Here is a 13,654-nt window from a genome sequence, read left to right as displayed (position 1 = left end):
GGTCACCGCACAGCCTCCAGGGCCTGCTGGCGCATCTGGTAGGCGCTACGGAGGAGGCGCGCGGCCTGACGTTGGCTGTCGTCGGGCACCCGGCCGCCGGTCGCCAGCGCGATCGCTTCCGCGATGGAATCGATGCCGCCCAACTCCTCGCGAACCACTCGACCCAGCACCGGCACGGTGCCGTCCGCCTCCGCCCGGCACACCCCCGCCAGCTCGCAACTCTGAAGACAATCCGGTGAATAACGCGCTGAAACCTGAGCGACAGAAGCGGCAAGATCGTCCGGGCTCCGGGTCGCCTGTCCCGTCTCGTCGAGAACAAGGTCGAAGGTCAAGCCTGGAGGAAGGATCGGCAACAGGGCGTCGATCGACTCCATCCGGGTGAGGTGACGCCGCAGGGACGCCAGCGGCTTGCGCACGTCGACCAACTCGGCCACCGGCTGGTTACTGAAATCCCTGGGACACACCAAGATCACTTCATGGGAGACCAGCTCCGGCGAAAGTCCGGCGGTCTGCAGCATCTCGCGCATCGCCAGTACGTAGACCGCCGCTTGCTGCGCGGCGGCGGCGACCTTGCCCGAGTCGGCCACGCCGTCCACGATGGGGAAGGACTTGATCTCGACGATGTGGAACCGGTCGCCGAACTTGAACGCGATCAGGTCAGGCTCGATGTGGACCCGGACGCCGTTCATGGTGAGTTGCAGGATCGGGTGATCGAACATCGTCCCCACCGGGTCCGATGCACGCGCCGCTTCCTCCAGGGCGCTCTGTGACCGCCGAAGCCGAGCGCTGATGCGGTCGTCGTCGTCGGCCGGGTTGAGGTCGTGATAGTGCGCCTGCGCAGTCGGCAGGTCGAGGTGCTCCCGCAGCAGCCGCAGAAGGTCGTTGCCGCCCTCGGCCTTGACTTGCGCTTCGAAGCTCCTTCCACGGGCCAGCGCGATGCTGGACATCTGACCGACGGTCATGCCATGGCCGAGCCGATCAGCGATCAGTGCTTTGTTCACGCCGGCGGCGTCCATGATCGTGCGACGACGGCAGCCGGGATTGGCGGCAAGAGCAGCGAGAGTTCGGGCGTTGTGCGGCTTTCGCGGTGCCGCACCACGGATGGCGTTGAGACGGTCGTCGACGACGGTCATCGTGTCCTCTGGAATGACGGGTCCGGTCTTCGCGGTACCGGCCCGCCGATATCGGGGAAGTTGTCAGTCAGCGCTGCGGACTGCCCTGAGCGGTTGAGCGCCGAACAACTGCTGGACGTCGTCGAGGCGACGGCGTGCCGCTTCGGCCGCAGCCTTGCGTTGTGCGCGATCGGAGTCATCGTGGACCTCCAGCTCGGCTCGCGCAGCCGCGATGATCGCCGCAGGCCTGGCCGAGCCGAACGATTCTGCCGCGCCGGGAATGTTGGTCGCGAACCGCCACAGAAGCCTGCTCGTCTGCGGCCCGGGATCACCGGTCCGCTCGACGTGCTGGGCAAGCCTGATCGCCCCTGAGAGGAAATCGACACGCGGGGACAGCGGACCGATCATCCGCCGGTCCAGAGACCACGTGGAGACGGCCAGCAGCCCTCGTACGCTTACCCACTGGTTCACCGCGAGCGCACTGCATAAGTAGTACGGACGTGCGAAGGGTGCCGACCGGAACGACCGTTCCTCGTCTCGCCGAAGGCTGGTCAGTTTCGCGCTGACCAACTCGCCGGCGTTGAACGCCTCATGCACCGCCACGATCAGCTTCGGCGCAGTCGGCGCCCCCAACAGCGTGAGCACTTGATGAACCTGCTCCCGCATCGGTAGCAGCGACGCGCCGGACGGCAACGGGGCGAGCGGCGCCCGTCCCGTGTCCGACCCCTCGATGTCCTGCAGACCCGTGTCCCACCGCTGCTCGGCCGCGTGAAGCTCGGCTCGCAGCTTGGGGACTTCGGCGCGTCGGCCGTTGGCCAGCGCACGACGAATCTGCACTCGCAGCCCTGAGATCAGGTCTTCGAGTTCATCCATCGCCTCTGCCATGCGGGAGAAGCTAGCACACTCCACTAGACTCCAGTAATTCCCAGCAAGATCCTTTAAGCCGCGCCGATCTCGCCACAACTGCCCCACCGCGCCGCAACGGCCGAGCGGCCCTTCGCGTACCCAGTAGGCCGAGGCGGCAACCTCGACAGATCAGCAGGCCGGCACCCTCGATCCGGGCGGTGGTCGGCGTGCAGGATTCCGCGGCGCCGGAGTTCGCTGGCCGGGCCGTGGTGCCCGGCCGGGCCGTGGTCCGGGTGTGGGGCGCCGTGGTTGATGATCGCGCTGAGCAGCGCGTTGGCCTGTCCGACGGTGAGCGGCTGCGACTGGTCGGCGGTGTTCAGCACGGCGGTGCACTGGTCGCCGGTGCGGACGTCCGGGCGCGGGCTGACGGTGTAGGTGTGCGGTGCCGTCCGGCGCAGCGTGAGCAGTCCACCGAGGTCGGGGCGGGCGTCGGCGTGCTCGAGCGCGGCCTGGAGGAGGTCGAGCGGCCACGCCAGGGCGGCGGCGAGCTCGTCGACGAGCATGGGGCCGGTCGCGGTGGCCAGCGCGGTGAGCACGGCGAGCGCGTCGGGCGCGGTGTCCGGGTCCCAACGACGTGGCGACTCCCAGAGCTGGCGAACGGCGACGTATCGCCGTGTCAGCGGGCGGCTCCCTGACGGGTCGGCCGCGCCCCGCCCGTGCAGTCGGGCTCGCCGGCTTCATGCGAACAGTGACGACGGGCTACCGCCAGCGCGGAACGCCGCTCTGACCTCCCTCGGCGATGACGGCGCGGCCGCCTCTGCTAGTCCACGCTGGCTAGCAGCAAGCCATCGGCAGGCAAGGCAGCGGAGGTTGGGTAAAAAGGTCCGACACCGGCGAACCCGACCCGATCCAAATGACCAACGACCATCCCCCGTGCAGGTTGACGACTCGGAGCCGGATGGCCAAGCACAACCCGCCACGCGGAGGCCGGACGGTCAGGAGGTCTCCCTCCAGCGCACAGGGTGAGTGCGCGTCGCGGTCGCCGCCCAGCACTGGTCTCTTCGGCGCTGAAGTCCCCCGAAAGTGCCAAAGAAAATCTTGCCGGTGCGCCCACGGTGCGCCCACGGTGAAATTTCGGACCTTTAAAGATCTTTTACAACCGCCGTTTTGCCTGGTAGACCGTGGTGCGCCCAGCAGGACTCGAACCTGCGACCGGTGGATTAGAAGTCCACGCACCCCGCGCGCCGACGATCAGCCGAAGGTCAGACGCAGCCAACCAATTCATTACTCTGACCAGCGCGCATTCTTGACGATCAAGCCTGTCGCGCTGCTTGCAAACAGGGCCACCGCCAGGCCAAGGACCTCGTTCGCGGCCCGTGGGTAGCACCAGCCGACCATTAAGTAGATAATGGTCGATACTCCTGGGCCGGGAGCGGTGGACGCCGGGCAAGCCTCCGCTGCAGTTCTAACGTACCCGTGACTCTCGCAAAGGACTTCTTATGAGAGCTCGATTGCTCGCCCTGGCCTCTGTAGTGCTGGTCGCGGTCGTGACCGCGCTCGGACTGCCCACACCGGCAGCAGCAGCCGCACTGACCGAGGTGACCTCCTTCGGGGCAAATCCATCAAATCTACGCATGTATCTATACGTACCCGACAAGCTGGCGGCGAAGCCGGGACTCCTGGTAGCGGTGCACTACTGCACCGGAACGGGGCCGGCGTTCTACAACGGCAGCCAGTTCGACGAGTTGGCCAACCAGCACGGCTACATCGTCATCTACCCCTCGGTGACCCGAAGCAGCCAGTGCTTCGACGTCGCCTCGCCGGCAGCACTGCGCCGAGAAGGCGGCAGCGACCCGGTCGGCATCAAATCGATGATCGACTACGTCCGTGCCCGCTACCCAGTCGACGCAGACAAGATCGTAGCGACCGGCGTCTCCAGCGGCGGGATGATGACGAACGTTTTGCTCGGCGTCTATCCGGACGTGTTCAGCGCGGGGTCGGCCTTCGCGGGCGTGCCGTTCGGGTGCTTCGCCACCACCAACGGCTCGGAGTGGAACAGCGACTGCGCCAACGGGCTGATCATCAAGACTCCACAGCAGTGGGGCGACCTGGTGCGCAACGCTTACCCGGCATACTCCGGTCGCAGACCGCGCATGCAGACCTGGCACGGCACCAACGACGAAACACTGAAATATCCGAACTTCGGCGAACAGATCAAGCAGTGGACCAACGTGCACGGCCTGTCGCAGACGCCGTCATACACGGACACGCCGCAGTCCGGCTACACCCGCACCCGCTACGGCGGCACAGGCGACCAGGCGCCGGTCGAGGGCATCAGCATGGCCGGTGTCTCACACAACCTGCCGGTCGACGCGGCCGCAGCCATTCACTTCCTCGGCCTCGACACCACCACACCGACCTCCCCCAGCCCGACACCCACGACGCCGGGCCCCACACCCACCACCCCCGCACCCACCACCCCCGCACCGACCACACCGGCACCGGCCGGGGCCTGCCAGGTCGGTTACACGATCAACTCATGGAACACCGGGTTCACCGCGTCGGTCTCGATCACCAACACCGGCACGGCAACCGTCAACGGCTGGACGCTCGCGTTCACCCTGCCCAGCGGCCAGACCGTGACCAACTCCTGGAACGCCACGATCAACCCGTCCAGCGGCGCGCTGTCGGCCCGGAACGTGTCCTACAACGGCACGCTCAGCGTCGGGGCCACCCAGACCTTCGGCTTCCAGGCCACACACACCGGCACCGCGACCAAACCGGCCGTATTCAGCCTCAACGGCAGCATCTGCACCATCGCCTGAACTCGCTATGCGGCCGCCGGACCTTCCCGGCGGCCGCACAGTGCGCATTCCGCCCGAACCCGCAGGACCATGAGCGACGGACTCATCGCCTCCCAAGCGCCGGGCATCGACGACGGCCTCGCCAACCGCGAGCGCTAATCAATGAGCCTTTTTCAACCTGATCTTGCTGGTCAGCCCGGTTCGGCGGGGGTCGGTAGCTATGGTCGCCACCAGCGACACCAGATGGTCGTGATCTTGGAACGCACCCGGACCCGCTCCGATATCCGTGGTCGTCAGAATCGACACCACCGCTAAGGAGTGACCTGACCTGCGGGCAAGGGCGCCGCTCCCTCGGTGCGGTGTTGGTTTTCGCGACCGTCAGATGGGCGCAGAGTCTCGATCATGGTGTTCAAGCCCGCGACCACGTGGTGTTCCTGCTCGCGACCGTAGCCAGACAACGATGACCAGCCCTTGCTGATCCGCACCACCGTCTCGGAACTACCGGAGCGCCGGCAGAGTCGGTTGCGGGCCCACCGGCTTACTGCCACCGGTCGAAATGATGACCGGTCGCGGGTGTGTCGAGATGGCCGGGTCCGAGGATTCGTAGCCGGTCGGCGAGCAACTTCTCGAGTTCGGCGGCGGCACCGACTGCATCACCGGCTTCGCCGCGCAGCGTGGCTATGTTGCCGCGCGTGCCCAGCGTCTCTGGGTGGGCTGGCCCGAGAATTCGCACCTGGTCGGCGAGCAGTTCCTCAAACTCCGCCATGGCGCCGGCGATGTCGCCGGCCCGTCCGCGCCAGTAGGCGAGGCTCGAGCGAATGACCAGGGTTCTCGGATGCTCAGGACCGAGAACCCTCAGGCGGTCGACGAACAATTGCTCGTGGGCGGCGACAGCACCCACGAGATCGCCGGTCGCGCCGCGCAGGTAGGCCAGATCACCGCGCGTGAGAAGGGTGTCCAGGTGATCGGGCCCGAGGACTCGGAGCCGATCGGCCAACAGCTACTCGAAGGCGATTCGAGCGCCGGTCAGGTCACCCATCCGCTTGCGCCAGTGGGCAAGACCCGCCCGGGCGGACATGGTATCGGGGTGGTGCGGTCCGAGTACCCGGAGCTGGTCGGCGAGCAGCCGCTCGAAGCCTTCGGCGGCGCCACGGTGATCGCCGGCCTTCCCCCACAGGTAGGCCAGCATCCCACGGGCGGCGAATGTATCGAGGTGGTCCGGCCCGAGGACTCGTAGACAGCCCTCATGCAGCGTCACGAGCTTGGCGGTCGCCTCCTTCACCAGACCCACCTCATCGAGGCTGCGCACGGCGCGCAGCAAGACGGGGTGGGCGCCCGCCGCATCCAACAGGTGGCCGGCCGCGTTTCCGCCGAGCGCCGTGCTGTTGGCGTGGAGGAGTTGAATAAGGTGAAGGTCACGTGCAACCGGCGGCCACATTTCGAGTAACGCGTCCGCCGCCGCGACGACCAGCGCAGCGTATCGGGCAGGTTCGATCGCGTCACGTACGGCTCGCTGGAGGAGGCCGTGCGTCCGCACTGTATTGGTGGATTCGTCGATGGTGAGCAGGGCGAAGCGGTGCAGAACCTGAACGGTGTCGTCGAGATCCTCGTCATCGATTCGCATTCCCAGCCGCGTACCGCAATAAGCGATCGTGCTCTTAGTGGTCAGAGCCGCCAGCGGAATTCCGTGCGGATCGAGTAAGGCGACGATCTCCAGCACTGGCCGTGCCAGTCCGGCCGACGTGCTTCGGTCAGCTCGTTCGATCGACAGCGCCCAGGTTGCCGCGACGGTGTCCCGGTGCTGGTCCGGCAGCACATCGGGCGCGAGATCGGCTAGGCGGCGCCGCTGGTCGGCGAGCCGGTGTCGATATCGGGCACAGGTCATACGCGTGCCGTGGTCGAGGATGTAAGTCGCCGCTTGAGCCAGGGCGAGGGGTAGATAGCCCAGATCCGCAGCCAGCTCATCGGCCCCGTCCAAGCGGTGCGGGTGAGCGGCCAGCGTACACCGCAGGTACGTCGCCGCCTCTTGAGGCGTGAACACTTCCACGTCGATGACCCGCCGTCCGATAGTGAGTGCGGAATCCCGGCGCCGGGTCGTGACGACGGTGTGACCGCGCGGGTGGTCGGGCGGCCATAGGCCGGTCAAGTGGCGAGGCTCGTCCAGGTTGTCAAAGACAATCAGCCATCGGTGGTGACGAGGCTCCGTCATCCACGCCAAGAACCGTCCCGCGCCCCTTTCCGGATCAGTGTCCTCGACCCCGGTGACCCGCGCGGCAGCCTCCGCCAAACCGGTCAGAATCGCGGTACGCGAGGCCGCGGTCACCCACACCAGCAGATCGACTCGGCGCGCATCCCACAGCCGCCGGGCCAGCGCCGCTACGACCTGGGTCTTGCCCACGCCGCCGAGTCCAGTGAGAACCTGACACACCGGCACGGTCGCACTAGCATGGGCGAGCGCTTCAGCGAGTTCGAAGTCCGCCACCCGATTCAGTCGCTGATTCGCCAGCGGCGGCACGATGCCCACACAGATCGGCCACGACACTGCTCGTCCACCGGGCATGACGACCGAAGCTATCGAACCGGCCGTGACGCCGTAGTTCACCGTTGTAGGAGTCGGGTCGTCAGCGCCAGCGCCGGAGACGGGTGACCCTACCTCGTCTCCGGCTCCGCTGGGGGGACTGGCGCCTGGTTGAAGGTCACCGGACCGCTGAAGTCACCGATAGCCCCCTTGTTGGTGCTGACGTCGATGTCGAAGCTCTTCGCCTGCCGCCCGACCAGCGTCAACATGTGCCCGGCGGCCAGGAGAACCCGCTCGTCTCCGGCCACTCCGGACTCGATCAGCGCCTCGCCGATCCGCGCCTGCCATGCCTCAGCGTCGGAATCATCAGATTCCAGAGCCCGCACCGCACTCTCGTGACCGGACAGTCCGCTTCTCAGCATGGCCTTGAGGCGCTCGTATGCGTCGTGGACAGCGGTCGACGCGGTGCCCTGCAGGCCGGCCCCCGCACCCGCGGCAAGGGCCGCGGTGATCAGCTCAATTGCTGACATGGTCCACTCCCGTCAATTCAACGAGCCATTCTGTCCAATACTCCTCCACCGAATCACACGTGACGAGTATTTGCGTTCGAAGGCGGCGTGGTGGCGGTTGCGGGTGCGCTGGTCGATCGGCTGTTCGGGGCGGACCGGGCCGTCATGCCAGCAGCCACCACCATTCGGTCTCAGACCCGACGCAATACGGGCCGCGACCAGCAGTAGGACCATCCCGAGGGTAGCCGGCCCATCCAGTCGCTGAACCACGGCCGGGTAGGCCGGGACCCCGTTCGCCCCACCCGGCGACGACCGCCAGGACGGTGATAACGGCCCGCTATCCGACACACGACCCACCCAGACTTCGACCGGTTGCCCGCCGACGCCTGGACCGACAGCCTCCACCAGGACGGCACCGCCACCAGCGACGCACACGTCGCGGAACTGACCGGCCTCAACACCCGGCTCGCCGGCTGGACCGGCACCCTGCGACTGCTCGTGCGACGTACCAAGCCGTCGGCCCGACACGTCAAGAACCTCACCGAGCTGGAGAAACGCACCGGCTGGCGCTACCAGATCGTGGCCACCAACATCACGCGCATCGCGGGGGTGCCCGGCTCGCACCAGCCGCAATGGCTCGACGCTTTGCATCGTGCTCACGCTGGAGTAGAAGATCAAGTCCGGCATGCCAAGGCCATGGGACTGCGCAACCTGCCGTCGAAAGCCTGGACCGTCAACCGCGGCTGGGTCCTGACCTGCAACATCGCCGCCGACCTGACCGCCTGGATGCGGCTGCTCGGCCTGCACGACCAGGCCGACCTCGCTCACGCCGAACCCGGCACCCTGCGCTACCGACTCCTGCACCTGCCCGGCAGACTCGCCACCCACGCCCGCCGCCGCGTGCTGTCGATCCCCGAGACCTGGCCCTGGGCCGACGCGTTCACCCTGTGCTGGCAACGCCTCACCCTGCTACCACTGGCCACCTGACCCGCCGAATCCTGCACCTACCAGCAGAAAGCCGCTTCCCGAGCCCGGAGACCTCACGCACCCACAGCGACACGTGGCGATCACACGCCCGAACCTAGTGGACAAAACGGTCAAGCCGAAACGGTCAGGCAGGGAGCGAACCCATCTGACGGATCGAGGCTGACTACCGCCCCGGTTCTTCCGACCCGGTCACCGCCCGCGACACCAGCCCTTCCCCGGCATGGGTGATGCACGATGACCATGCCGCGTATCGACCCTCCAAACCCGCAGTACCACCAGCCCAAGAACAACGATAGACGCCACTGACCTAAACTTTGGCCGTTTTGGTGGTTGTGGGTAGTTCTGGCGGGTTAATGGTTATCTCGTACGTGACGTTGCGGGTACGTTCTGTTTCACGTTGAGCGGGTGTTCGTGGTCCGCTGCGTTGTCGGTGGTGGCGTGTGAGGGGCTGGCTGGCGATAGCGGCGACCAGTGCGGTGGCCGGGTGGGGATCGTGGTGTCCGCAGTTGACGCAGGGGCCGCGGTCGGCGGCGAGCAGGTTGCGGGTCAGGGCGAGTACGGCGGTGAAGCTGATCGCGTCTGGGTCGATGTTCAGATCGGTTGCGGTGGTAACGGCGAGGCGTACGAGGGCGTTGTAGACCGTGAGCAGGGCCCAGAGTTCCTGGTAGGCCAGTTCTGGGGCCTGCCCGCGCAGGCGGGTGCCGGGCTCGCGGAGCGTGACCTTCAATCGTGCGTAGGTCAGTTCGATCTGCCAGCGTTCGGCATACAGTGCGGCGATCTGATCGGCGGGGTAGCGGTGGTGGTCGAGCAGGGTGGTCAACACCCGATACCGGCTGGTCTTGATCGGTCGGCCGCTGCGGTCGCGGCTGGTCACGGTGAACTCGACCAGCCGGGTGAGTACTGGTTGCAGCCGGGGCAGGCTCTTGTCGCCGCAGGTTTTGCGGCGCCGGGCGAGCATCTGGTCGGACTCGTGCAGCATCACCCGGGCGGAGGCGTCGGGCAGTGTCTTGTCCAGGCGGGCGGGCAGGCTCCGGGCGCCGTTCTTGACCCGCCACACCAGGTGCGCTCCGGTCGTGGACGCGCGGACCCAGCGGTCCATCGAGAAGAACCCGCGATCGGCCAGGTTGATCGTGCCCGGCCGCAGCTCGCTGATCAGCGAGTCGGCCAGGACCTGTTCGCTGACACCGGACGAGCCGATCCGGGCCGCTTGGATCCATCGGTTGCCGCAGGTCACCAGAGCGACCATCCGGGCCTGCGGGAACCGGCCTCCGGCCGGGGTGGTGAACCGCTCGCGCATCGCGGCCGTGTCGGCCAGGTCGAACACGGTGCCGTCGATCGCGGTCGCCAGCAGACCGAACGCGTACGACTCGGTTCCCGCCGGCGGCATATCGGCTGCGGCGGCGGCGAACAGTCGTTGCCACACCGCGGCCGGCACCCGGGCGCGAGCCTTGGACACCGCCGGCCCGCTCGGGGTGCCCTCTACCCGGACCCGCGGGATCGGTGCGGTAACCCGGGCGGTCACCACATCGACGCTTTCCCGGCGGAACAGGCACAATCCGAGCACGATCATCGCGGTGACCGCGCCGGTCAGCACCCGCCGGCGGCCATCGACATGCCCGGCCTCGGCCTGTGCCCGCTCGATCAGTTCCGGCTCCGCCAGGACCGGCCACAACCGGCCGGTCACCCGCTCGTCCAGCACGCCGAACCCGGCCGGGCCGGCGATCACCGCCGACCGCAACGCCTCCCGCTGATCAGCGGGCTGTCGCACCACGCCGGCGGACACCATGGCAGAATCGGCCACCGAAGCTCCTGGTTGGAACATGTTGATCTAGTCAATCCCATGTCCTATCAGGAGCTTCTTCATATCTCGCACCCGGCCCACCAGCGGCCGAAAAAGGACTATTGACCACCAAACGGTCTTGAGTTTAGGTCAGTGCGATAGACGCTCACCCCGGCAAACTTTCCACCTGCACCGACATGTTCAAGGAGCTTGGTGGTATCTCCGAACGCGGCTCCGACGATAATGGCCTTCAAGGAAGAGCCCAACCCCATATACAGCGGGTTATCAATCTCAAGGGGCGGAACGTTCACGCGCACGATCAACAGCCGCGATTCGCACTCATCACTCCAGCACGTATTCTTTCGACCGTACAATTCGACAGCAAGCCTAGAATTTATAATATCATCAAGGTGATCACGAAAGCCTTCGAGACTCGAGAAGGATTTATCGATAGTTGGAATCGTTAGTGGAGTATCGGCATACTCGACATTCAGCCGGCCGGAGATCATCCCCAATTCCGGCGGCGTAACGAAATCGTCGAGCTCTTCTCCGAGCAAGTCCCAATCGAAGACCATGCAGGCACCGCGGTATTTATCGGCATAACGATCCCACGAGGACGAGTTCGCCCATCCTCGCAGGGCGACCGCTGGCCCATTCGGCCCGTTCGGCCGATCGCGGCTAAACGACGCAAGCCGAGCACCTCGGCGAAGCACCCTATCCAACTCGCCCTGGAGGCTCGCCTCGGTCAAAGGCGGCTCTGCCCGCAGACCTGCTCCTCCCTCCGCTAGAGACCGCGCCTGCCAAGCCCTCGCCTCGCGTGGATCATTCATCGTCTCAAACGGCGCGAGCCTCAACTTGCCCGTCTGGAGTGTGGCGAGCAGGCCATCCTTGCCGATATATCGGTAGCCGTAACGGCCGCGGCTTGACTCGTCGTCGATCGACAGCAGTTCCTGCCTGTCCAGAACCACCAAGATCCTCCTCATTGGATACAGTGATCGATCTTTACAACGAGTCTGGACAGGGCATAGACATGCCCCGGGAGGGGGACACGCAGCTCAGTGCCCTCGCAGATGACCTTCCGGAACACGTGACCTGCGGATCCTCCCGCAGCCAGGTGTAGTGCACTTTGGGGTTGACGACGAACGTCCTCCTGGGTCTTTACCCGGACGTCTTCGTGGCGGGTGCCGCGTTCTCCGGCGTGCCGTTCGGCTGCTTCGCCACCACGAACGGGTCGGAGTGGAACAGCGACTGCGCCAACGGGCTGATCACGAAGACCCCGCAGCAGTGGGGTGACCTGGTGCGCAACGCCTACCCGGGCTACACCGGGCCGCGGCCGCGCATGCAGACCTGGCACGGCACGAACGACGAGGTGCTGCGCTACCCGAACTTCGGCGAGCAGATCAAGCAGTGGACGAACGTGCTCGGCGTGTCACAGACGCCGGCCTACACGGACACGCCGCAGTCCGGATACACCCGCACCCGCTACGGGGGTACGGGTGACCGGGCCCCGGTCGAGGCGATCAGCATGAGCGGGGTGCCGCACAACCTGCCGGTCGACGCGGCCGCCGCGATCCACTTCATCGGCCTGGACACTCCGGTGTCCCCGACCACGCCGGCACCCACCACACCGGCACCCACCACACCGGCACCGGCCGGCGCCTGCCGGGTCGGCTATGCCGTCCAGGCCTGGAACACCGGCTTCACCGCCTCCGTCTCGATCAGCAACACCGGTACCGCGACGGTGAACGGGTGGGCGCTCGCCTTCACGCTTCCGTCCGGGCAGACCGTCACCAACTCCTGGAACAGCACGATCAGCCCGGCCACCGGCGCGGTCACCGCCACCAACGTGTCCCACAACGGGACGCTGTCGGTCGGGGCCACGCAGACGTTCGGCTTCCAGGCCACCCACACCGGCAACACCGCCAAACCGACCGCGTTCACCCTCAACGGCACCACCTGCACGGTCGGCTGACCCGCGCACGCGGCCGCTGGCTCAGTCGTCCAGCGGCCGCCCCCGGTAGCGCCACACCTTCCGGGCCGGGGCCGGCCGCCGGACGCCGGGTGGCCACCGCCGGGCCAGCACCGCGAGGACGACCAGGACCAGCACGTCGAGACCGAGCACCACGGCGGTGATCGGGTCGGGGCCGGCACCGTGCGCGTGGCCCACCGTGGGTGTGGCCGGCTCGTCCCGGGTCGTCATCGCGACGACGGCGGCGGTCAGGATGAGCACCCCGGCCACCGGAACCCATCTCAGGCGGCGCCTCACGCGACCCGGCCGACCCCGGCAGCCCGCTCATCATCTCGGTCTACGAGCGGCCACCGGCCGGAGACGCGCTCTAGGGTTACCGTGCGTCCCGCCGGAGGAACCCGGCGGGACGCCACCGCCCTCGGAACGGATCCCGCCCCTATGAGAAGCCCCGCACTCGTCTCCTCCGCCGCCGCCCCCGTGCTGCTGATCGGCGGCTGGCTGCTCGCCGAGTCCCGCCAGCCACCCGCCTTCGACCCGCTCCGCGACGCGATCAGCGACCTGGCCGCCCTCGACGCGGCCGACCGGCACATCATGACGGCGGCGTTGCTCGGCGTCGGCCTCGCACACCTGGTAACCGCGTTCGGCCTGACCGAGGTCTCCCGCGCCGGCCGCCTCCTGATCGCCGTCGGGGGCATCGCCACCGTCCTGGTCGGCGCGTTCCCACTGCCGGCCCACGGTGGCGGCTCGGCCGCGCACACGGCGGCGGCGACGGTCGCGTTCACCGCCCTCGCGGTGTGGCCCTTCACCGGCGGCTCCCGAACCACGGTTCTACAAGAACCGGCAACCATCATCGCCGGTACGGTGCTGCTGTCCCTCGCCGTGTGGTTCGCCTTCACACTGCGGCTCGGCGGCCCTCTCGGCCTCGCCGAACGCACCGCTGCCGCGGCCCAGGCGATCTGGCCGTTCATCGTGGCCGTCACCATCCACGCGGGCCGCGAGCAGCCGGAACGCACCGGCCGGGCGGCCCCTCCCAAGCGGTCGATCGGCTGAGCGGCTCCGCATAGCATCACCGTCCGCCACGGGTAGGCTACGAGCGAATGAGACCGCGGTCGATGCTGGAGGTCAGCCA

The 13,654-nt window shown here is 67.2% G+C and carries 12 protein-coding genes, 1 tRNA gene and 1 pseudogene; 4 read left to right on the top strand and 10 right to left on the bottom strand.

Features of this window, described 5'->3' with window-relative positions; genetic code table 11:
* Positions 1-2: 2 nt before the first annotated feature.
* From J2S43_RS04670 to J2S43_RS04655, 4 genes are all read right to left on the bottom strand, one after another.
* Positions 3-1,133 (bottom strand): hypothetical protein, encoded by a 1,131-nt coding sequence (locus J2S43_RS04670; protein WP_306827316.1) that lies wholly within the window; start codon positions 1,131-1,133, stop codon positions 3-5.
* Positions 1,134-1,196: 63 nt separating this feature from the next.
* Positions 1,197-1,997 (bottom strand): hypothetical protein, encoded by an 801-nt coding sequence (locus tag J2S43_RS04665; RefSeq protein WP_306827315.1) that lies wholly within the window; start codon positions 1,995-1,997, stop codon positions 1,197-1,199.
* A gap of 53 nt (positions 1,998-2,050) precedes the next feature.
* On the bottom strand, positions 2,051-2,554 hold the full coding sequence (locus J2S43_RS04660; protein WP_306827314.1) for a hypothetical protein: 504 nt from the start codon (positions 2,552-2,554) through the stop codon (positions 2,051-2,053).
* 586 nt (positions 2,555-3,140) lie between these two features.
* Positions 3,141-3,228: transfer RNA gene (locus J2S43_RS04655), tRNA-Arg, on the bottom strand.
* A gap of 229 nt (positions 3,229-3,457) precedes the next feature.
* Here J2S43_RS04655 and J2S43_RS04650 point away from each other — a divergent pair.
* The gene (locus tag J2S43_RS04650; RefSeq protein WP_306827313.1) at positions 3,458-4,783 is read left to right on the top strand and encodes an extracellular catalytic domain type 1 short-chain-length polyhydroxyalkanoate depolymerase; all 1,326 of its coding nucleotides are present in this window, start codon (positions 3,458-3,460) and stop codon (positions 4,781-4,783) included.
* A 517-nt stretch (positions 4,784-5,300) separates the two neighbouring features.
* On the opposite strand, the gene J2S43_RS04645 is transcribed toward J2S43_RS04650, so the two are convergent.
* Genes J2S43_RS04645 through J2S43_RS04635 form a run of 3 tightly spaced genes read right to left on the bottom strand, consistent with a single transcriptional unit; the run spans position 5,301 to position 7,810 of the window.
* Positions 5,301-5,759 (bottom strand): tetratricopeptide repeat protein, encoded by a 459-nt coding sequence (locus J2S43_RS04645; protein ID WP_306827312.1) that lies wholly within the window; start codon positions 5,757-5,759, stop codon positions 5,301-5,303.
* A gap of 3 nt (positions 5,760-5,762) precedes the next feature.
* A complete protein-coding gene (locus J2S43_RS04640) occupies positions 5,763-7,364 on the bottom strand; it encodes a DUF7779 domain-containing protein (RefSeq protein ID WP_306827311.1) in 1,602 nt (533 codons plus the stop codon).
* 47 nt (positions 7,365-7,411) lie between these two features.
* Positions 7,412-7,810, bottom strand: coding sequence for a Het-E N-terminal domain-containing protein (locus J2S43_RS04635; protein ID WP_306827310.1), 399 nt, complete (start codon positions 7,808-7,810; stop codon positions 7,412-7,414).
* 351 nt (positions 7,811-8,161) lie between these two features.
* Here J2S43_RS04635 and J2S43_RS04630 point away from each other — a divergent pair, with 351 nt between their 5' ends.
* Positions 8,162-8,776 (top strand): transposase, encoded by a 615-nt coding sequence (locus tag J2S43_RS04630; protein ID WP_306827309.1) that lies wholly within the window; start codon positions 8,162-8,164, stop codon positions 8,774-8,776.
* Between the two features lie 307 nt (positions 8,777-9,083).
* Here J2S43_RS04630 and J2S43_RS04625 read toward each other — a convergent pair whose 3' ends face one another.
* Both J2S43_RS04625 and J2S43_RS04620 read right to left on the bottom strand, forming a co-directional pair.
* Positions 9,084-10,577, bottom strand: a complete 1,494-nt coding sequence (locus J2S43_RS04625) for an IS4 family transposase (protein ID WP_306827308.1) — start codon at positions 10,575-10,577, stop codon at positions 9,084-9,086.
* 98 nt (positions 10,578-10,675) lie between these two features.
* Entirely contained in the window at positions 10,676-11,524 is an 849-nt protein-coding gene (locus J2S43_RS04620) for a DUF2971 domain-containing protein (protein WP_306839197.1), read from the bottom strand.
* 164 nt (positions 11,525-11,688) lie between these two features.
* Here J2S43_RS04620 and J2S43_RS04615 point away from each other — a divergent pair.
* Positions 11,689-12,528, top strand: a pseudogene (locus tag J2S43_RS04615) (cellulose binding domain-containing protein); the annotation flags it as partial.
* Positions 12,529-12,549: 21 nt separating this feature from the next.
* On the opposite strand, the gene J2S43_RS04610 reads toward J2S43_RS04615, so the two are convergent.
* Positions 12,550-12,795 (bottom strand): hypothetical protein, encoded by a 246-nt coding sequence (locus J2S43_RS04610; RefSeq protein WP_306827307.1) that lies wholly within the window; start codon positions 12,793-12,795, stop codon positions 12,550-12,552.
* A gap of 168 nt (positions 12,796-12,963) precedes the next feature.
* Between J2S43_RS04610 and J2S43_RS04605 the strand changes: the two genes are divergently transcribed.
* On the top strand, positions 12,964-13,575 hold the full coding sequence (locus tag J2S43_RS04605) for a DUF998 domain-containing protein (RefSeq protein WP_306827306.1): 612 nt from the start codon (positions 12,964-12,966) through the stop codon (positions 13,573-13,575).
* Positions 13,576-13,654 lie beyond the last annotated feature (79 nt).

Source organism: Catenuloplanes nepalensis (genome assembly GCF_030811575.1).
Taxonomy (GTDB): domain Bacteria; phylum Actinomycetota; class Actinomycetes; order Mycobacteriales; family Micromonosporaceae; genus Catenuloplanes; species Catenuloplanes nepalensis.
Note: the sequence above shows the minus strand (reverse complement) of the source record. Positions and strands in the feature narration are given on the sequence as shown.